Consider the following 19,121-nt stretch of genomic DNA (forward strand, 5'->3'; position numbering starts at 1 on the left):
CTTGATCCGGTGGTGTTGACCGATGATCTGTCGAAGGTTCTCGACAACGCGGCGTTGGTGGACGGTTCGCTCAAGGCAACGGTCGACGGTGTCGACGCGACTGCTCCGACCCTCGAGGGCACCACGCTCTCGTGGACGGGTGCACTCGAGGCCGGTAAGTCGGTTGTTCTGACCTACCAGGTGAAGATCAACGACGGTGTTGCCGGCGGGGTTCTGATCAACAACAAGGTCACCGGTACTGCGAAGCCGCCGACCGGTCCGGAGATCACTCCTCCGCCGGTCACGACCGAACACCCGGTTGATGGCACTCCCGCAATCGAGGTACTGAAGTCCTCTGACCCGTCCACCACGAACCGTGTGGTTGGCGGCCAGGAGATCACGTACACGCTCACGTTCAAGAATGTGGGCACCGCGGATGGTGAGATCACCTTCTACGACGATCTGACCGATGTTCTCGACGATGCAGTAATGACGAAGAATCCGGCTACTACTTCCACGCTGGTTGTTTCGGGTGTCGACGACAACGTCTTCACGGTCACCGGAAAGCTGGCCAAGGGTGAGAGCGCGACGGTGACGTACACCGTCAAGGTCAATCCTGAGATCGGAACGTTGTCAGGTCCCGGATTCACTCCGGGCGTCCTGAACAACTACTTGGTGGTTGGTGGCGAGAACCCGCCGGTGGACTGTGTCCCGGGCGACGCTCTCTGCACCGAACACCCGGTGGACCCGCCGGAGACCACCACCACGGTGCCTCCGACGACCACCACGACGCCGCCGGTCACGACGGAGCCCTGTGTTCCTCCGACGACGACCACGCGGATGGTTCCGACCACAACGGTTGCGACGACGACGGCTAGCGCGACCACTGCCGGTTACGCTGATGTGACCGGTACGGAGGAATCCACCACCACGGAGGAGACCACCACAGAGGAGACCACGACAGAAGAAGTTGTCGCGGAGGAGATTGTGGATCCGTGTGGCGTGACGACAACGACGCCGCCGACGACAACGCCGCCGGTCACGACAGTTCCGCCGACCACGACGGTTCCGAACACGACGGTGCCGGTTACACCGACGATCATCATTCCCCCGATCGTCGTTGTGCCTCCGATCGTCGTACCGCCGACGGTTCCGGGTCAGCCGGTTCCGAGCACGGTTCCGGGACAGCCGAAGCCGCCGACAGCAAACCCGGGTCAGCCGGGTCAGCCGAAGCCGCCGACGTCTGCTCCTCAGGGTGGAACGATCAACTCGGGTGGTGGCGCTGGTGAGAGTGGCGTGAACACCGGGTTGCTCGCGGCAGGCGGTTTGGTTCTGCTGCTGGCGCTGGGAACGGGTGTTGTTCTCCTGACGCGTAAGCGTCGCGAGGATGGTGACAACTGATTCTCTTGAGAATCTGAGGTAAACGACGTGGGGCAGATCGCAGAGTATGCGATCTGCCCCACAGTCGTTTTCGTGTGTGTTACGAGCCGAGCCGAGATCCGTCCTTCTTCCAGGCTGCAACTACCGACGGGCGAGGCTGGGCGGAACCACCGTCGGGCCAATGGGATGCGGGGCTTTCGATGCTGGCGTCGTCGGTCTCGCCGGGGTGCTGGACGCAGACGATGACGCGCTTCTCGTCCACGATGGGGCCGCAGGTTTCGGCGCCGACGGGAACGGTGAGGAACTGCTTTGTCTCACCGCGGTTTTCGCCTTCGAGGACAACGCTGAACAGTCCGTCGTTGGACTTGAGTGCGTTGCCGTCGGTGGAGATCCACAGATTGCCGTGCGGGTCGAAGGCAAGGTTGTCCGGGCATGAGATGGGGCTGACCTTGCTCTTGTCGAACCCGCCGAAGTAAGTATCGGCTGTGGCCGGATCTCCGCAGACGAGAAGAAGATTCCAGCCGAAGGTGGTGCCGGCGTGGTCATCGGTGATTTCGAGGACCTGGCCGTTCTTGTTGTTGTTCCTAGGGTTCGCCTCGTCGGCCACGGCGCCACCGTCGACTCCGCGCTTGGTGTTGTTGGTCAGTGCGACGTAAACCTTGCCGCTCTTCGGGTTTGCCTCGAAGTCCTCGGGGCGGTCCATCTTCGTTGCCCCGACCTTGTCACCGGCCTGGCGGGTGAAGACGGCGACCTCTTCGGCGCTCATACCGTCTACCAGCGATTCGCCCTTGCCGTCTTCGCCGGTGCGCAGGATGGCTACCCACTCGCCGGTTCCGTCGAACTTGCCGTCCGACGGGAGTTTGCCGGTTCCGTCGATCTCGCCGGCGGAGTTTCCGCTGAGCTTTGCAACGTACAGTGTTCCGGCGTCGAGCAGAGTCATGTTGTGGCGCATGGCTGCCTGACTCTTGCCGTCCTGCATCTTTCGGCTCGAGACGAACTTGTACATGTAGTCGAAGCGCTCGTCGTCACCGCTGTATGCAACGACGGTGCCGTCCGACGTGATGTAAATGGTGGCGGCTTCGTGCTTGAAACGTCCGAGCGCTGTGTGCTTGATCGGAGTCGACGACGGATCCCAGGGATCGATCTCGACGACGTATCCGAATCGGTTGACCTCGTTGGGTTCTGCGACCAGATCGAACCGCTTGTCGAAGCGTTCCCACTTTCGCTCGGAAGCGGCTCCGGCCAGACCGTAGCGCTTCAGCCGGGCTGCCACCGTGGGATCGGTGACACCCTCGGCGTTCGCGAAGTACTGGTTGAAGTTCTCTTCGCCGGAAAGCACTGTGCCCCAAGGTGTGACGCCGCCAGCGCAATTGTTGAGGGTGCCGAGCACTTTGGTTCCCGTGGGATCGGCACTCGTCTTGAGGAAGTCGCTACCTGCAGCGGGGCCGGTCACGACAAACTCCGTGGTTCCGGTGATGCGGCGGTTGTTCGATCCGATCTCCGGTACCAGCTTGCCGTTGTCGGATTCGCCCTTGACCTGGACGACCGACAGTCCGTGGCTGGCCAGGCCGATCTTGAACTGCTCCTCGGTCGGGTTCTCCGCATCGTAGCCGCGGAACATCGCCGGCTCGGTGGAGTATTCGTGATTGACCACGAGGAGGTAGGTGTTGGGCTGCCCGTCGACCGGGAGCAATCCGGCGAAGTCGTTGTTGAATCCGAACTGCAGTTCCTGTGCAGCCGCAGTCTGCTTGTCGAAGTCGAATGCCGGGGCTCCGGCGAGAACGGCGTCACCCCAACGGATGACGACGGCCTGATCGTATCCGTCAGGGACGGTGACCTTGTCTTCCTTGTTGGGCGCGACGGCGTCGAAGTTCGTCCCCGCTGGTGTGGTTCCGCCGCTGCTGCCGCTCGTCGAACCGGTTCCCGGTTCGGCACTTGCGGATTCGTCCGAACATGCGACGAGGGCGCTGCCCGCTCCCACCGCGAGCACTGCCATGCCGCTGCCCCGGAGCATGCCGCGACGAGTCAGTGCCGTGCGTGCGATATCGCGGAAGTATTCGCCGCCCGAGGTGTTGGGGACCTCATGAGAGCACGCGTTTCCGCACTTGTACTGGCAGGTGATCGACGCGCGTGCAGACACGCCGTCGTGTTTGACGAACAAGGCCAAAGGCTTGATAGCCACCGTGAACTCCCGAGATTCGATGTACGGACTTCGGGAACCGTAGAAGCTCTAAGCGAGGGTAAAGGAACGTAAAAATGAACGGCAAAACAACGAGGCGACCCTTACCTGCAATTTACGACGCGTCCCCGCGGGGACGTCGCATGACATTTGTCATCGCCGATCCATGACGGTGTCACCGCAGGTGATGACGCGGTGCACTGTTTTCGTCGCGGACTTCCCGCGAGGCTTGGAGGCATGAGAGAACCACATGAGGGAAGCCTCCTGACGGACCTGATGGACATCGGACCCGCACCCACGATGGGCCGCGAACTTGTTGTGATCGTGGTGAACATCGCGATCATCGGAGGGGTATTCGCGATCATCGGCTCCAATCCGGTGTCCTGGATTCTTGTTGCCGCTCTCGCGGTCTACGCGGGCATTCGATTCACGATCGGACTGCGCAGCTGGAACCGAGAGGAGGCGCAGCGATGAAGGGCGATCCCGTGATCGACGTAGTCGGAATGTCGCGGCGCTATGGCTCCGGCAAGGAGGCGTTCGATGCTGTTCGCAATCTGGATCTGAGTGTTCAGGAAGGCGAGCTGTTCGGCCTCCTCGGAACAAACGGTGCCGGCAAGACATCCACTCTCGAAGTGATTCAGGGCCTTTCACGAGCCAGCGCCGGTACGGTGCGCGTTCTGGGAATGGATCCGGTGCGCAACCGCAAGCAGATTCGACCGTCGCTTGGCATCATGCTCCAGAAGGGTGGGCTTCCCCAAGACCTGACTGCTCGTGAGAGTTTGGCGATGTGGGCCGGAACGTGCTCGAATCCGCTTCCCGTCGACGAGGTGCTCGAGCGCGTGGACATGCGTGACCGTGGCGATACCCGCGTGAAGTTCCTCTCGGGCGGTGAAGCGCGCCGACTGGATCTGGCGTGCGCGATCATCGGCCGGCCACTCGTACTGTTCCTCGACGAACCGACTACTGGTTTGGATCCCGAAAGTCGTCGTAACACTTGGCAATTGATCGCTGACTTGAAAGCGTCGGGCGTCACCATCATGTTGACGACGCACTATCTCGACGAAGCTGAATCCTTGTGCGACCAATTGGCGATCATGCACCGTGGATCGGTCGTGCGCAGCGGAACCGTGGCGGACGTCGTCGCAGATCATCCCGCCCAGATCAAACTGCACCGCCCAGGCCTTCCGCTCCCAGCGCTGGCCGGCGCCGAGGTGCGCGTCGAAAACGATCTGGTGCTGATCACCACTCGCACCGTCCAGGAGACGCTGACGGAACTGCTGCTGTGGGCGCAGCACAATGATGTCTTGCTGACCGGCTTGGATGCCCGAGCGGCGTCCCTGGAGACAGTATTCCTCTCCATTGCAGACCAATTCGATCATCACGCAACTCTCGAAGGAGCGTCGGCATGAACCGCATCGCAACCCTGTCTCGTTCGGAGTTCACGCTCCTGGGACGAAATCGACTGTTGCTCTTCAATGCAATCGTCCTCCCGCTGATCTTTCCCGTGGGAATGCTGTACCTGTCGCGAGACGGCGGGCTGTCGGACAAGTCGGTGTCGGCAGGCCTCGAGGTATTTGCGCTGTTCCTTCTCGTCTTCGTGGTCTTCTACAACTTGCTGTCGGTGTACGCGACGCGTCGTGACGAGTTGGTTCTCAAGCGACTACGGACCGGGGAATGCAGCGACGCCGAGATCCTGGCGGGCCCGGCAGTGCCGTCGTGGGTTCTCACCGCGCTGTTGACGGTGGTCATCGGAATCGCTGTGATGGTTCTGGGCGGCAGTGCCCCGGTCAATCCGGTGCTGGTGCTGGTCGCGGTGATCGGCGGCGCCGCGCTCTTCACGGCGCTGGCGTTGATCACTTCGGCTGTCACGCGAAATGCAGAGGCGGCGCAGATCACCTGCATGCCGATTCTGATTCTGGCGACGGCAGGTATGTCTTCGATCAGGAATGTCGTGCCGGACAACATTGCTCGCATTCTCGATTTCACTCCGCTGGCCGCAGTAGTCGACCTTCTCAATCTCGGATGGCTGGGGCGGACCACTGGCGAACTGGCTGATCTGGGCGATGCGCCCGGTGCGGCGGCCGGATTTGTCGACACCTTCGGTTCGGCTGGGCAACCGCTGTTGGTCATGCTGGCGTGGATCGTCGGTTCGGTTCTGATCGCGAACGTCCACTTCCGCTGGGAACCGCGTTCGTAGAACTCTGAGAAGGTAGTGGGCATGATCGCGCAGAACTTCGGACGCTGGAATCCGAGACGGACGTGGCGAACCGCGTCGAACGTCGACAAGGTTCGCCTCTACACGCGGCAATCGTTCATCATGGTCGCAGTGGTTTTCGGTGGCTTCGGTGCGGTCACCGAGATCGTTGCGGATCGGTACCTGTCGGGTGTCTTCCTCGGGATCAGTGCCGTTGCGTGCGCCATCGCCGTGTCTCGGATGCCAGATCTGGGTGGAGTCGTGGCCAAGCCCGTCCAGATTCCTCTTGCCGTGATGACGTTGTCGGCGTTCTGCTCGGCGGGAATCGCCTTGGGAAGCAATGGCGAGAACGGTCCGTACTTCTGGCTGGCGGCAATCCTTGTCGTGCCCCTTGCCGGGTTGACGTCGTTGCGCTGGCTGATCGTGGGCTCGGTGGCCGCCGGGGTTGTACTGGGACTGCTTGCGGGTCCGGAAAGCGGCGTGTCCGTCGGAATCGTCGCCGCCTTCATGGGGCTGACCGTCTACATGTCGGTGTGGCTGCTTCGCATGGTCACCGAATTGGACGAGGCTCGCGGAGCTGCCGCTGCCCTGTCCGTCGCCGAGGAGCGATTGCGATTTTCGCGCGATCTCCATGACGTCGTCGGGCGGGCACTGTCTGCAATTGCGGTGAAAAGCGAACTAGCAGCGACACTTTCACGACGCGGCGACGATCGTGCAGCCGCGCAGATGGACGAAGTACGCGAACTTGCGCAAGATTCTCTCGACGAAGCGCGCGAGTTGGTTCGGGGATACCGGTCCATCGCCTTGGCGTCCGAGTTGGCTGGTGCGCAGTCTCTGCTCGAGGCCGCCGGAATCTCCACCGCGATACGTGGATCGGCAGATCAACTGCCGGTGGAACTGGCCGAGGCCGCCGCGTGGGTCGTCCGTGAAGGCGTGACCAACATTCTCCGGCACTCCAGTGCCGAGAATTGCAGCATCGAGGTGTCCGCGGACGGCGTCGTGATTGCCAACGACGGCGCACGGATCGCAGAGCCGAACAACGGAACCGGCCTGAACGGATTGCGCGAGCGCGTCGGCGCCGTCGGAGGAACTGTCGAAATCGTGCAGGACGAAGATCGCTTCACCCTCACCGCCCACTTTCCGTCCCGAACGAAGGAGTCTCGGTGACCGAGCCGATCAAGGTACTGCTGGCCGACGACGAGAACCTGATCCGCTCGGCTCTGGCCATGATGTTGTCGCTCGAGGACGACATCGTTGTCGTGGCAGAAGCCGAATCCGGCGAGGATGCCGTGATCGCTGCTGCAAAGCATCAACCTCACGTAGCCGTGCTCGACCTTCAGATGGCGGGTATCGACGGCATCGAGACAGCGCAGCAGATTGCGCAGACGGTCTCGGGGTGCGTCTCGATCATCGTGACGAGCCACGGGCGTCCTGGGTACCTGAAGAAGGCACTGTCAGCAGGTGTCCGCGGGTTTCTACCGAAGACGACGCCTGCGGCGACGCTCGCCGAGGTGGTCCGCAGCGTCCATGCCGGCGGGAGGTACGTCGACCCGTCGTTGGCTGCCGAGGCGATCGGCGCCGGCGACTCACCGCTTACTCCGCGCGAGGCGGACGTACTCGAATACGCGGCCGACGGGGCATCCATCGAGCAGATCGCTTCCCGGGCACATCTGTCTGCGGGTACCACCCGAAACTATTTGTCGTCAGCTGTCACCAAACTCGGTGCGGCCAATCGGCACGAAGCTGCAGTGATCGCCCGCCGGCAGGGGTGGATTTAGGGCCTCCGGCCCCCGTGCGCCTTTCTGGTTGCGGGCACTACCAAAAAGGCGCACAGGGCCGAAGGCCCTGCGATGTCGAGAATCCCCGACTTGCTTCGTCCCTGTAGTGACGTGCGACCAGAATGGGTGGCACCGACACAGAGGAGATTCACGATGGCCAAGTACTTGCTGCTCAAGCACTACCGCGGCGCTCCGGCTGCAGTCAACGACGTGCCGATGGACCAGTGGACACCGGAAGAGATCACGGCCCACGTGAAGTACATGCAGGACTTCGCGGATCGGCTCGAGAAGGCGGGCGAGTTCGTCGACGGTCAGGCTCTCGCTCCTGAGGGCACCTTTGTCCGGTACGACGGTGAGGGTCGCCCGCCGGTCACCGACGGTCCGTTCGCGGAAACCAAGGACCTCATTGCCGGCTGGATGGTGATCGACGTCGACAACTACGACCGAGCCGTCGAATTGGCCGGGGAGCTCTCGGCCGCGCCCGGCGCAGGCGGGAAGCCGATTCACGAATGGCTCGAACTGCGCCCGTTCCTGACCGAGCCGCCGACCATCACGGACTGACGACTCTCATGGACGACACGCTGCTTCGAAGTCTGACTCCGAGCGTGCTCGGCATCCTCGTTCGCCGCGGAGCAGATTTCGCGTCGGCCGAGGATGCCGTGCAGGATGCTCTGCTCGAGGCGGTCAGGACCTGGCCGGACAACCCGCCGCGGGACCCGAAGGGCTGGCTGGTCACAGTGGCCTGGCGGCGGTTCCTCGACGGGATCCGGTCGGATGCGGCTCGTCGCAAGCGGGAGTTTCTGGTTGACGAGCAGCCAGGCGAGCGGCCGGTCAGCGGGTCGGTGCCGGGCGTGGACGACACACTCCAGCTCTACTTTCTGTGCGCTCACCCGTCGTTGACGCCGTCGTCCGCCGTTGCACTTACGCTGCGCGCTGTCGGCGGGCTGACCACTCGCCAGATTGCGCAGGCTTACCTGGTGCCCGAAGCGACGATGGCTCAGCGCATCAGCCGAGCCAAGCGCACGGTCTCCGGCGTGCGGTTCGAGCAACCCGGCGATGTCGCCACCGTTCTACGTGTCCTTTATCTGGTCTTCAACGAGGGGTACTCCGGCGACGTCGACCTGGCTGCCGAGGCCATCAGGCTCACCCGGCAGCTCGCCGCTGCGATCGATCATCCCGAGGTGGCGGGGTTGCTCGCTCTGATGCTGCTTCATCACGCTCGCCGCGCCGCGCGCACTGCCGCAGACGGCAGCCTGGTTCCGCTTGCCGAGCAGGACCGCGGACGGTGGGACACCGAGACGATCGCGGAAGGGGTCGTGATCCTTCAGGGAGCCCTCGCTCGCGACCGACTGGGTGAGTTCCAAGCCCAGGCCGCGATTGCCGCACTTCATGCCGACGCTCTCACAGCAGACGAGACCGATTGGGTGCAGATCGTGGAGTGGTACGACGAACTCGCAGCCCTGACCGACAGCCCGATCGTCCGGCTCAACCGAGCGGTGGCGGTCGGCGAGGCGGACGGGCCACGCGCCGGCTTGGCAGCTCTTGCAGCGCTGGACGATTCACTTCCGCGCCATGCCGCAGTCGAGGCCTATCTCCGTGAACGCGACGGAGACCTGGAGACGGCGGCGAGGTTGTATGCCGATGCAGCGCACAAGGCATCCAACCTCGCCGAACGTGACCATCTGATGCTTCAGGCGTCGAGGATCAACGCCCGTCGATCTCTGAAGCGTCCTGGGTCAGAGAACCTGTGACAGGAACGCCTGCAGTCGATCGGTCTCGGGATCGTCGAAAAGCTGTTCCGGAGTACCGGTTTCGACAACGGCGCCGCGGTCCATGAAGAGCACCTTGTCGGAAACGGAACGCGCGAAGCCCATTTCGTGCGTCACGACGACCATGGTCATACCGGACTTCGCGAGATCGGCCATCAACGCCAGAACACCCTTGACCAGTTCGGGGTCGAGAGCTGACGTCGCCTCGTCGAAGAACATGACCTCGGGCTTCATCGCCAAGGCGCGGGCAATGGCGACGCGCTGCTGCTGACCACCGGAAAGGTTGCCGGGCCGCGAGTCCGCCTTCTCCTTGAGCCCCACCAGATCCAGCTGCTCGAGCGCGAGCGCCCGAGCTTGTTCCTTGGACAACCCCTTGAGCTTGTTCGGCCCGAGCGCGATGTTCTCGGCGACGGTCTTGTGTGGGAACAGGTTGAAGTGCTGGAACACCATGCCGATTCGCTGGCGAAGCTCGTCGGGGTTGTCCTTCAAGACGGACTTCCCGTCGAGCAGCACGTCACCCTGCTCAGGCTCGTGCAGACGGTTCAGCACGCGCAGGAGCGTCGACTTGCCCGAACCGGAGGGCCCGATCACGGTGACGGTGTTTCCGGCGTCGACGTGCAGGTTGACGCCGCGAAGCACCTTGTTTGTGCCGAAGGACAGATGCAGGTCCTTGCCGGTGAGCGATACGGACTTCAGTTGAGAGCTGGTGGTCATGTCCTCAGCCCCTTTCCACGACGATGGCCTGCTCGAGCGGATCCAACGTGCCTGAGGTGTCGGCGCGTCCGGTCCGGAGTCGGTTGTCGATGTAGTTGACGAGGTGCGTCAGCGGGATGGTCAGAGCAAGGTAGAACAAGCCTGCCGCAACGAGCGGGGACAGGCTGCCGGTCTGGGCGTTGAGATCACGTCCGACGGCAAAGAGTTCCCGCTGGGTGACGAGGAGACCGAGGAAGTAGATCAGCGACGAGTCCTTGATCAGCGAGATGAACTGGTTCATCAACGCCGGCAGAACGCGTCGTACACCCTGCGGGATGACGACCAGCGACATGGACTTGCGGTAGCTGAAGCCGAGGGCGCGTGAAGCCTCGAGCTGCCCGGACTCGACGCTCTGGATACCGGATCTGAAGATCTCACCGATGTACGCCGACGCGAGCAGTGACAGCGCCGCGACGCCCAGCCAGTACGGATTGCTGCCGGTGATTCCCTTGACGATCGGTCCGACGCCGAGCCCGATGATCAAGATGATGACGACGGCGGGCAGGCCACGGAAGATATCGGTGTAGACGCGGGCTGGCCAGCGCAGCCAACGGGTGCGCGAGATGCCGGCGACAGCGAGCAGCATGCCGAGGACCGTGCCGATGATGCCAGACGCGAGCGCAAGGATCAGGGTGTTGGGAAGACCGGTCTTGAGGAGATCGGGGAATGCCTTCTTGTACAGATCCCAGTCGAAGAACGTGTCCTTGAGCTGTTCGAGCGTCGACTTCGGTTGGTACGACGCGGTATCGCCACCGTCACCGTTTGCTGCGTTTTCTGCCGCAATGGCTGCGAAGTCGGGCAGTTCCGGAGTGGCCGCGGCCTTGGATCCGGGCTTCCAGCCTTCAGGGAGTTGGCGCGGTACCCAGTCGGCGTACAGCTGAGACCAGGTTCCGTCGTCGATGACTGCGTCGAGGCCGGAGTTGAGGGCGTCGATCAGCGGCTGGTTTTCCTTGTTCACCGCCCAGCCGACGAAGTTGTTGACCGAGAAGGTGTTCTGGATGATCGAGGTCGGGTCACCGGGAGCGATTGCGCCTTCGGCCTGCTGAGACGGAGCTACCCAGGCGTCGATCTGTCCGGATTTGAGGTTCGCGTACGCCGTGGCGTAGTCGGGAAACTTCACGGGATCGAGCTTGAGCGTGTTCACGACGTAGTCGTCCTGCACGGTTCCCTGTACGACTCCGATGCGCTTTGATGCGTCCAGGTCTCCGAAGCCGGTGATCGGGCTGCCGTTAGGCACGACGAGGGAGAAGTATCCGAAGTCGTAACCGTTGGTGAAGCCGACGGTGTTGCGACGGTCGTCTGTGGTGGTGATGGACGACGAGCCGACGTCGAAGCGTCGACCGGCAACCTGGGCGAGGAGCCCGGCGAACTCGGTGCCGACGAACTCGACCTTCAGGCCCAGCTTGTCCGCGACGGCCTTCAGCAGCTCGTTGTCGTATCCGGTGTACTGATTCTCGGAGTTGACGCAGATGCTCGGGGGCGCGTCACCGAGCGTGCCGACCGTGATGACCCCGGGTTTGATCAAGTTCAGCTTCGAGGTGTCGATCCGATCGACCGGGGTGACGGTGGCCGTGGTGTAGCGGTCTTCGGCGCCCGCACCCGCTGCCGCATCCAGATTGGTGGGGGCCGCGGTTGCGGCTCCCACTCCCGGAGGTGCACACAGGTCTGTGGGGGCTGCCGACGAATCCGAACCACTCGAGCACGATGACAGAGTCAGCGCCAGGAGGGCAGTGAGGAGCAGTGCCACCACCAGGCGGATCTTCGCTGCGACGGAAGAAAACATGCGAGCAGCGTAAACCTAAGGGTAGCCATTTCTCCGTGTAGAACTGTTGACAGTTTTCGGACAAGCGGCCGCTGCGCTGCGGGCATGCCTTCAAATCAGCGTGATTTTAAGTATCGCCAGGTCGGAGAATCCCGTCTCGAAGAGAACGGAGTTACCGAACGGGTGCGAGTTCGACGCCCGCCGGAGGTACCAGGCGGCGCAGTGTCCCGTCGAAGCCGGTGACGTAGAGCGCCCAGCCGTCGCCGTCCCGGCCGATACGCACTGAACTCGGCCCGGTCCACCCACCCGACAGACCCGAAGCGACGACGCAGGACTGCCCGGTCTCGGGATCTACACGATAGATCGCGCCCTCGAGGTGAGCAGCGACGTAGAGCATCCCATCCCGCGACACGGTCAGATCGTCGAGACCGGGTACCGGGCTCGGGACGGTTGCGACAACGGCCCACGCATCAGGGGTATCCACAGGGACTCGAATGATCTGACCTGTGAACAGATCATCGGTGTACACGGCTCGATGATCCGGACTGAGCGCGAGCCCCTCCGAACGTGGCACTGCGGCCCAATTGGGTACGACGGTTCGGGAGTCATGTTGATAGCGCGACACGCCCTTCGACGGGCCGCCCTCCGTTCCGACCCACGTGGTCAGCAGATCGCCGTCGGGAAGTCGGAGCAAGCCGTTGCCCGCGAAGTCGGCGGGTGCGGACAGCTGATCCGTCGTGGTGTCCAGTTGCCACAGCTTGCCGTCCTGTCTGGTGAGGAAGGACAGCCTCGAACCGTCGAGCTGCAAACCGCCAGGAGCAGCCATGCCGTCGAGGACGGTTCGTATCTGTCCTTCGGCGTCGACGTGATAGATCTTCGACTCGCCGGAGAGGTAGAACCCGCCGTTGTCATCGGTCTCGAGGTTTTCGAGCTGTTCCAACCCTTGGGCTACGGTCTCGACCTGCCAATCGCCGCACATCGGCGGTGTTGTCCAGGTGGCCTCCGCCGGCGTCGCCGCGGCAGCGGTCCCGGCTGCGATTGCCGCGGCAGCGGTCCCGGCTGCGATTGCCGCGACGATCAACAACGCCCGAGTTCGGTTGCGTGATAGCCCCATTGCGCACAACTTACGGCAAATCGGACCAATATCAAACGGTCTGGTCGGTATAGCCGACGCCCAGGGGGTCGCTCCAGGTGGTCCACACGTCTGGCCCGAGTTCGATCTCGGCTGTGGTGAGTAGACACGCGTCGAGTTCTCGGTGCAGTCGAGACGGGTCGATGGATTGGCCGATGAAGACGAGTTCTTGTCGGCAGTCACCGACAGGTTCTTCCCACTTGTCGAGGATTCCGTCGCGACGGTAGTCGTCGGCCGGCCACTCGTCACGGGGTAGAAACTTCCACCAACGGCCGACGTATCCGTGGCGAATGAGATGACCGGCCTGAGAAATACTCCCGATCTCGGTGAACCGGCCGGCATTCCAGTAGTAGCCCTTGGCCCGAAGTAACTTTCCGTTGGTCCACTCGCTGCTCAGGAAATCATGCAGGCGTTGTGGGTGGAAGGGCGCGCGCTCGCGGTACACCACCGAACCGATTCCGTACTCCTCGGTTTCGGGGGTGTGTTCACCTTGGAGTTCTTGTAGCCATCCAGGGGCCTGAGCAGCTTTCTCGAGCGAGAACAAGCCGGTATCGAGAATCGTGTCGAGTGGGATACGGCCGAGAGTCATCGGAACTATCGCAGCAGTTGCGTTCAAAGATCGTAGGACCGCGGTCAATTCGACCAGGTGCTGTTGCGAGACGAGATCGGCCTTGCTCACCAGGATGACATCGGCAAATTCGATCTGATCGACAAGCAGATCCGCGATGTCTCGTTCATCTTCCGGGGCATCGGCTTCGACGCGACCCCCAGCCGTGTAGTCGCGCAGAAAACTGTTGCCGTCGACGACTGTGACCATGGTGTCGAGTCGGGCGACGTCGGCCAGGGCATGGCCGTCGGTATCGATGAAGGTGAACGTCTCCGCGACGGGCAGCGGTTCGGAGATGCCCGAAGATTCGATGAGAAGGTAGTCGAATCGGCCATCGGCGGCCAAGGCGCTTATCTCGGAAAGAAGATCCTCTCGCAGAGTGCAGCAGATGCAGCCGTTGGTCATCTCGACCAGTTTCTCCTCGGAGCGACTGAGCGAGATCTCACGCTCGACTTCTGCACTGTCGATGTTGATTTCGCTCATGTCGTTGACGATCACCGCAACCCGGCGGCCCTCCCGATTGCGCAGGATCTCGTTGAGTAGCGTCGTCTTCCCGGCGCCCAGGAAACCTGACAGCACCGTGACCGGAAGTCGTGTGTCGACCATGATTTCCAGTGTCCTTCCGAATGAGTGAATCGTTGTGATCAGGCGGCGGTCACGCGAACCGCTGCGATCGCGTGACCGCCGCCTGGAATGCTGGAAGATCAGGCCGCAGGCTCGAGGTAACCCTCGAAGAGGTCGACAACGACGCTGCCGCCGTCGGTGTCGCTGCCGAACAATTCCTCCGCAGCGAACGTCACGTGGTAGGTGGGTTCTTCGCCGGCGTCGTTGCGGCCGTGACCGATTGCGTCGGGGAACGGCCACTTCTCGGTGGTCCGGTGAGCGATGGTCCCCACGCGTCCTCGGCAGTACGCAGGCATTCGAATATGCCCGGGAACGTATTCGTCTCGCACACGTACTCGCTGACCGACCTCGAAGGTGGTTGTGTCGATGCGAGCCGGTCGGCCTTCGGATTCGCTGGGCCGGGAGAGTGGGAACGGTCCTCCCGCAAGGCTTTCGAGCTCTTCCTGCGTCAGGATTCCCTTTTCGACCATCAGCGCCGCGACGCCGATGACGTACCGCTCGTAGTACGGGGTCATCATGTAGTGGCGGGGCTCCATCCGCTCGACGACGTATCGAACTTCGTCGACGCTGAAGGCCCCGAGTTCGGCGACACCGGCGAACATCAGGCTGTACGGCAGGTGTTCCCACTCGGCGTGGAAGGTGGGGCCGATGTCGGCGTTGACGGTATGCGGGACTTTGCCGAAGCCTTGAACTCCGGCAAGATCGTGTACTCCATCCATGGTGTGCTTCTTTCTTGTCGGGGTGGTCAGACGGTGGGGACCTGCGGGACTGCGACGCCGATCAGGCAGTCCTTGGTGACGATTTCCTGCAGTTGTTCCCGGCTCCAGCCTTCGGTTCCTGCGGGACGTTGCGGTAGGACCATGTACCGAGTTTCGGCGGTGGTGTCGTAGACGCGGATCTCGACGTCCGACGCGATCTCGGTTCCCATCTCGGAGAGAACCTTCCGTGGCTCGCGGACCACGCGTGCACGGTATTCGAAACTCTTGTACCAGGTCGGCGGCAGACCGAGGATGGGCCACGCGGTGCATGAACACAGCGAGCACACGATCACGTTCTTGAGGGTCGGGGTGTCTTCGACTGCCACGATGTATTCGCCCTGGGGGCCCAGATATCCGTACTGGGCAACCGCGGCGGTACCGTCGGTGAGAAGCAGTTGCCGGAAATCGGGGTCGGTCCAAGCCCGCGCGACCAATTCCGCTCCGCGCCTTGGACTGAAGTCCTCCTCGAAGGTCTTCTTCCATCCCTCGACGTAACCGTCGGGTACCAATCCCTTACCGTCGAGTGCGCGGAACAGGGCCCACGCGCGATCGGAGACCGGCGCCTGGGCCGGTGCGGCGTTCTCCGTTGTGTGGTCGATCGTTACTGACATCTGGTTCACCTTTTCTATGCGGGCTGATCATGTGTGAATCGGTGGAATTTTTTGTGCAAGTGCGGATACAGGACTAGGTGAGGCTGAGTTGTGGTGCAGAGTCGGAGATGTGGTCGGCAGGCGTCGGAAACGCGCCGCGAAGCTTTTCGAATGCGCGCCCGACTCGGAGGACCGTCGCATCGTCGAAGGTCTTGCCGGTGATCATCATTCCGACCGGAAGCCCGTTTACCAGGCCGGCCGGAACGGACAGGGACGGATGTCCGGTCACGTCGAATGGTGCCGTGTTGGCGATCATCCCGAGAGCCTTCGTGATGAAGGTTGCACGATCCACGTCCTTCGCCGGCAATTCGGATGCGACGTAGGGCAGTGTGGGCATCACCAGGACGTCGAATTGTCTCAAGGCAGTGTCGTAGGCGGCGCGGGCGAGCGGTACGAGGTTCCGGGCTTTGCCGTAGCTCGCGCCGCCGAGGGTGGTGATGCCGTGGTGGCCGGTCAGGGCCACTAGTTTGACGGTTTCGGACAGAGCGTCGGCGTGCTGAATGCGTCGAGAAGCAAAGTGTGCCATCAGTTCCGGATCGTACAAACCTTCGGCGTTCATGCCGTATCCGTTGCCGTCCAACATCTGGTAGGCACCACCGTCCGTGGCGATCACGTTCCAGATGTGGAAAGCATGCAGGTGCCACGGGATGTTTACTTCCTCTACCGTGCAACCGATTTCGGTCAGACTGTGTGCCGCTGCGCGGACTGCGTCGTCGACCTCGGGCTGTGAGACCGCGTGCCCGAAACCTTCTCGAACGATCCCGATTCGCAGACCATCCACATCGGAGTCGAGGGTGGACAGATAGTCACCTGCTTCGACGCAGTCGGCTTGGCGTGGGTCGTTACCGTCGCGACCGGCGATGACCGAGAGCATCAGTGCGGCATCGTGGACCGTGCGTGTGATCGGGCCGAGATGGTCGATTGTCCGCTCGATGGGAAATGCGCCGGTATACGGGACGAGCCCGAACGTCGGCTTGTGTCCGACGACGCCGCAGAATGCCGCCGGGATCCGGATCGATCCGCCTTGATCTCCGCCGATGGCAAAATCGACGTCACCGTTTGCAACGAGAGCTGCACTGCCACCGGATGATCCACCTGCTTCACGCTGTGGGTCCCATGGATTGCGGACCGGTCCGCTTGCCGGTGTGAAGCTCGAACCGGAGAAACACAGGTCCTCACACACAGCTTTGCCTGCGACGGTTGCACCGGCCGCCAGTAGTCGAGTGACCACAGTTGCGTCGCGAGACGGAGTGAATCCCTCTACCGTCCGAGATCCGTTCATCATCGGAACTCCGGCCACGGTCACGTTGTCCTTGATCGCCACGCGTCGGCCGGTCAGGACGCCGTCCGACGTCGGCGGGATGCTTGTGGTCACATACCAAGCGCTCAAGGGGTTTTCGTTCGCAGTTGGCACCACATGCTCGCGTGACGTGGTCGGCGGGGTTGCCTCGTCGGCGTACAACTGGTCGACGACGTCGTAGGAGCCCAGTGCTCCGTCGATCAGTGCCGGCCACTCGAGCCGGGCTGATTGGTCGAGAGTGATGCCGTAATGCCTTGCAGCGGTGTCTATTGCATTATCGTCAGGTCGGATTGTCGCCATGAGAAGTGTGCTCCTGATGTGATCGGCTTCACTTGTCTTTCAGACTAGGGCCGGATCAGTAATTGCGTCAATAGGTATCGACATATTGACTCGTTAAGTTCGGGTTACGCGCGCTCAGAGAGAGCGGGGGTACAGACGCCCATGGCGTGATTCAGCGATCAGGATCGGGCGATGCAGTGGAACGCCGGTGTCCGTCGAGCTTTTCGACGTTGTGACAAGCTGCCGAAGTACTGTTTCCGGATCGCCCGCCGACGTTCGTTCGACTGCGCGTGCGTAAGCGACGATCGCTTCGTACGTTGTCTCCGACAGGGAACTGAGCGGAGGCAGGAGTTCGTTCGAGCTTGCGCTGTATCGCTTTTCGAGGTCGTGCTCGCCGGCTGCGGATTGAAAGTAGCCGAATGCCGCCCAGACTCCGTCGGCATCGGAATTGCCGATGAGCTGCTGAGTGGCCTCGTCGAGGACCAGCGCGAACGTCCGCGTGGTGGCCCGCAGTCCGTGCTGGGCGCATTGCCGTTCGAAGAAGACCTCGTCATGGCCCACCAGGGTGGAAAGAATCAGTTCCGCCCCGGAGTCGACTATCGACTCGATGATCCGTGAGAAGTCGGTTGTTCCCAACGGTACGTAGACTTCGCCGGCCACCGAACCTGTGGATTCGGCGATCACACGCCGAGCCGCCCAATGTGCTCCGAACGACCACGAATACTGCTGACCGACCAGGAACCAAGTGCGAGAACCGGTATCGGACATCATTGCGGGTATGCCCGCTCGCGTCTGGTCGAGTGGCCGCTCACCCAATCGAAGGATCCCCGGACGCGATCGACCTCCTTCGTTGAGAACTGTGTGTACCAACAACACACCGGTGTTTTGCAACGCAGATGCGGCGGCGTTGAAGGTCGACGACGTCACGCACGCAAAAATGGCGCGACATCCGCTTTTCACCAATCGCAGTGCGGTCGCCGCTCCGGCCGCCGAGTCGGAAGCGTCATCGCCGATCACCAAGTCGACGAGAACGCCGCCGACACCGCCGTCTGCATTGATCTCTTCCACCGCCAGGGCAGCGAGTGTTTCTGTGGCCTGGGCGAATACAGCCGCCGAGCCGGATTTGCTGACCAGCAGTCCGATCCGATGTCGGTCGGAGCGCGGAGGTTCGGGTGGAGCGAATCCGCGCTTGTTGGCAAGCCAGGAAATGCCGTCCTGATCGAGGCTGGACTCGAGAACGAGTCGGGTGCCGGTGCCGTCGGGAAAGAACCGGATCGTCAGACGGCCGCGCCACGGTTGGTGGTGCACGATCACGACCGAGCGGCCCCGCTTCACGCCGGCGACGTACCCCAACAGAGTGATCGGCATTCCGGCTACATCTGCGCGTGCGCCGTCGCCGACGGGAAGGGAGATGGCGACGGCGGCCCCGACCGTCAGTTGCTCACATTCGAGTTCGAGCAGTTGCCCCGTTTCGAAGCGCTCGAAGGCTGACCCTGGTGGGTCCGTCGTCACGATCTGTGCCGTTACGGAGAGACCTGGCACGTTCTACTTCCTGCCTGAAATAGATGCTGGGGCTCAAACAGGGCCTCAAGCCCGGCGACGCACCGAAGCCGCGTCGGAATCCTCAGTCGCCGTGGTCGGCAACTCGGAGGCGTTCGAACCTGCTTCCAGCGCTCGCCCGAGGACGTCGCGCAGGAACTGGAGTGCATCGTTGGCGGGCCCAGACGGATCGATCGAAAACAAGCGATGACGTCCTTGACGGCGTTCGACGATAACTCCGGACAGCCGCAGCGCCTTGAGATGTGTGGATACCGTGGTGCGACCGACCGTCGAAATTTGATCGCTGATGAAGCCTGCGTTGCATTCGCCGTGGGTAGCCAGAGTGTCGAGAATCTGTCGGCGCACCTGGTCGGCCAGCACAGCAAACGCCAACTCTTCGTTTCTTTGAGTAGTCACTGTGTGCTGTCCGCGCTTCCT

The 19,121-nt window shown here is 62.4% G+C and carries 18 protein-coding genes; 8 read left to right on the top strand and 10 right to left on the bottom strand.

Going from position 1 to position 19,121, the window contains the following annotated elements; translation table 11 throughout:
• Positions 1-1,380, top strand: a 1,380-nt coding sequence (locus tag AC2ETI_RS27310) for a DUF7927 domain-containing protein (RefSeq protein WP_483634673.1), incomplete at its 5' end; no start/stop codon positions are given.
• Between the two features lie 79 nt (positions 1,381-1,459).
• Here AC2ETI_RS27310 and AC2ETI_RS27315 read toward each other — a convergent pair.
• A complete protein-coding gene (locus AC2ETI_RS27315) occupies positions 1,460-3,541 on the bottom strand; it encodes a PhoX family protein (RefSeq protein ID WP_092765776.1) in 2,082 nt (693 codons plus the stop codon).
• Between the two features lie 234 nt (positions 3,542-3,775).
• Here AC2ETI_RS27315 and AC2ETI_RS27320 point away from each other — a divergent pair, with 234 nt between their 5' ends.
• The 7 genes from AC2ETI_RS27320 (at position 3,776) to AC2ETI_RS27350 (ending at position 9,261) form a co-directional block, all read left to right on the top strand.
• Complete coding sequence (locus tag AC2ETI_RS27320; RefSeq protein WP_019746144.1) at positions 3,776-4,012, top strand: hypothetical protein; 237 nt, start codon at positions 3,776-3,778, stop codon at positions 4,010-4,012.
• Positions 4,009-4,947, top strand: coding sequence for an ABC transporter ATP-binding protein (locus tag AC2ETI_RS27325; protein WP_019746143.1), 939 nt, complete (start codon positions 4,009-4,011; stop codon positions 4,945-4,947). Before AC2ETI_RS27320 ends, AC2ETI_RS27325 begins: the two co-directional genes overlap by 4 nt.
• Positions 4,944-5,735 carry an ABC transporter permease gene (locus tag AC2ETI_RS27330; RefSeq protein WP_070797551.1) on the top strand — a complete coding sequence of 264 codons (792 nt, stop codon included), beginning with the start codon at positions 4,944-4,946 and terminating at the stop codon, positions 5,733-5,735. Before AC2ETI_RS27325 ends, AC2ETI_RS27330 begins: the two co-directional genes overlap by 4 nt.
• 21 nt (positions 5,736-5,756) lie before the next feature.
• Positions 5,757-6,899, top strand: a complete 1,143-nt coding sequence (locus tag AC2ETI_RS27335) for a sensor histidine kinase (RefSeq protein ID WP_483634674.1) — start codon at positions 5,757-5,759, stop codon at positions 6,897-6,899.
• The gene (locus AC2ETI_RS27340) at positions 6,896-7,510 is read left to right on the top strand and encodes a response regulator transcription factor (RefSeq protein ID WP_019746140.1); all 615 of its coding nucleotides are present in this window, start codon (positions 6,896-6,898) and stop codon (positions 7,508-7,510) included. The genes AC2ETI_RS27335 and AC2ETI_RS27340 overlap by 4 nt, the downstream gene beginning before the upstream one ends.
• A gap of 153 nt (positions 7,511-7,663) precedes the next feature.
• On the top strand, positions 7,664-8,071 hold the full coding sequence (locus tag AC2ETI_RS27345; RefSeq protein WP_021346141.1) for a YciI family protein: 408 nt from the start codon (positions 7,664-7,666) through the stop codon (positions 8,069-8,071).
• 8 nt (positions 8,072-8,079) lie between these two features.
• Positions 8,080-9,261, top strand: coding sequence for an RNA polymerase sigma factor (locus AC2ETI_RS27350; protein WP_477847756.1), 1,182 nt, complete (start codon positions 8,080-8,082; stop codon positions 9,259-9,261).
• Here AC2ETI_RS27350 and AC2ETI_RS27355 read toward each other — a convergent pair.
• The 9 genes from AC2ETI_RS27355 to AC2ETI_RS27395 all read right to left on the bottom strand — a co-directional run bounded on the left by AC2ETI_RS27355 (position 9,247) and on the right by AC2ETI_RS27395 (position 19,100).
• Positions 9,247-9,993, bottom strand: a complete 747-nt coding sequence (locus AC2ETI_RS27355; protein ID WP_046379686.1) for an amino acid ABC transporter ATP-binding protein — start codon at positions 9,991-9,993, stop codon at positions 9,247-9,249. The two genes, AC2ETI_RS27350 and AC2ETI_RS27355, sit on opposite strands and share 15 nt — an antisense overlap.
• 4 nt (positions 9,994-9,997) lie before the next feature.
• On the bottom strand, positions 9,998-11,815 hold the full coding sequence (locus AC2ETI_RS27360) for an ABC transporter substrate-binding protein/permease (RefSeq protein WP_021346139.1): 1,818 nt from the start codon (positions 11,813-11,815) through the stop codon (positions 9,998-10,000).
• Positions 11,816-11,966: 151 nt separating this feature from the next.
• Entirely contained in the window at positions 11,967-12,908 is a 942-nt protein-coding gene (locus tag AC2ETI_RS27365; protein ID WP_317559038.1) for an SMP-30/gluconolactonase/LRE family protein, read from the bottom strand.
• A 31-nt stretch (positions 12,909-12,939) separates the two neighbouring features.
• Positions 12,940-14,139 carry a zinc metallochaperone GTPase ZigA gene (gene zigA, locus AC2ETI_RS27370; RefSeq protein ID WP_279163304.1) on the bottom strand — a complete coding sequence of 400 codons (1,200 nt, stop codon included), beginning with the start codon at positions 14,137-14,139 and terminating at the stop codon, positions 12,940-12,942.
• Positions 14,140-14,237: 98 nt separating this feature from the next.
• The gene (nthB, locus tag AC2ETI_RS27375; protein WP_019746133.1) at positions 14,238-14,876 is read right to left on the bottom strand and encodes a nitrile hydratase subunit beta; all 639 of its coding nucleotides are present in this window, start codon (positions 14,874-14,876) and stop codon (positions 14,238-14,240) included.
• Between the two features lie 26 nt (positions 14,877-14,902).
• Complete coding sequence (nthA, locus tag AC2ETI_RS27380) at positions 14,903-15,526, bottom strand: nitrile hydratase subunit alpha (protein WP_042953455.1); 624 nt, start codon at positions 15,524-15,526, stop codon at positions 14,903-14,905.
• 73 nt (positions 15,527-15,599) lie between these two features.
• Positions 15,600-17,165, bottom strand: a complete 1,566-nt coding sequence (locus AC2ETI_RS27385) for an amidase (protein ID WP_483634675.1) — start codon at positions 17,163-17,165, stop codon at positions 15,600-15,602.
• A 114-nt stretch (positions 17,166-17,279) separates the two neighbouring features.
• Positions 17,280-18,686, bottom strand: a complete 1,407-nt coding sequence (locus tag AC2ETI_RS27390; RefSeq protein ID WP_047889983.1) for a substrate-binding protein — start codon at positions 18,684-18,686, stop codon at positions 17,280-17,282.
• Positions 18,687-18,731: 45 nt separating this feature from the next.
• Entirely contained in the window at positions 18,732-19,100 is a 369-nt protein-coding gene (locus tag AC2ETI_RS27395) for an ArsR/SmtB family transcription factor (RefSeq protein ID WP_020909773.1), read from the bottom strand.
• Between the last annotated feature and the right edge of the window lie 21 nt (positions 19,101-19,121).

The organism is Rhodococcus sp. MurmanLake-1 (assembly GCF_056945715.1).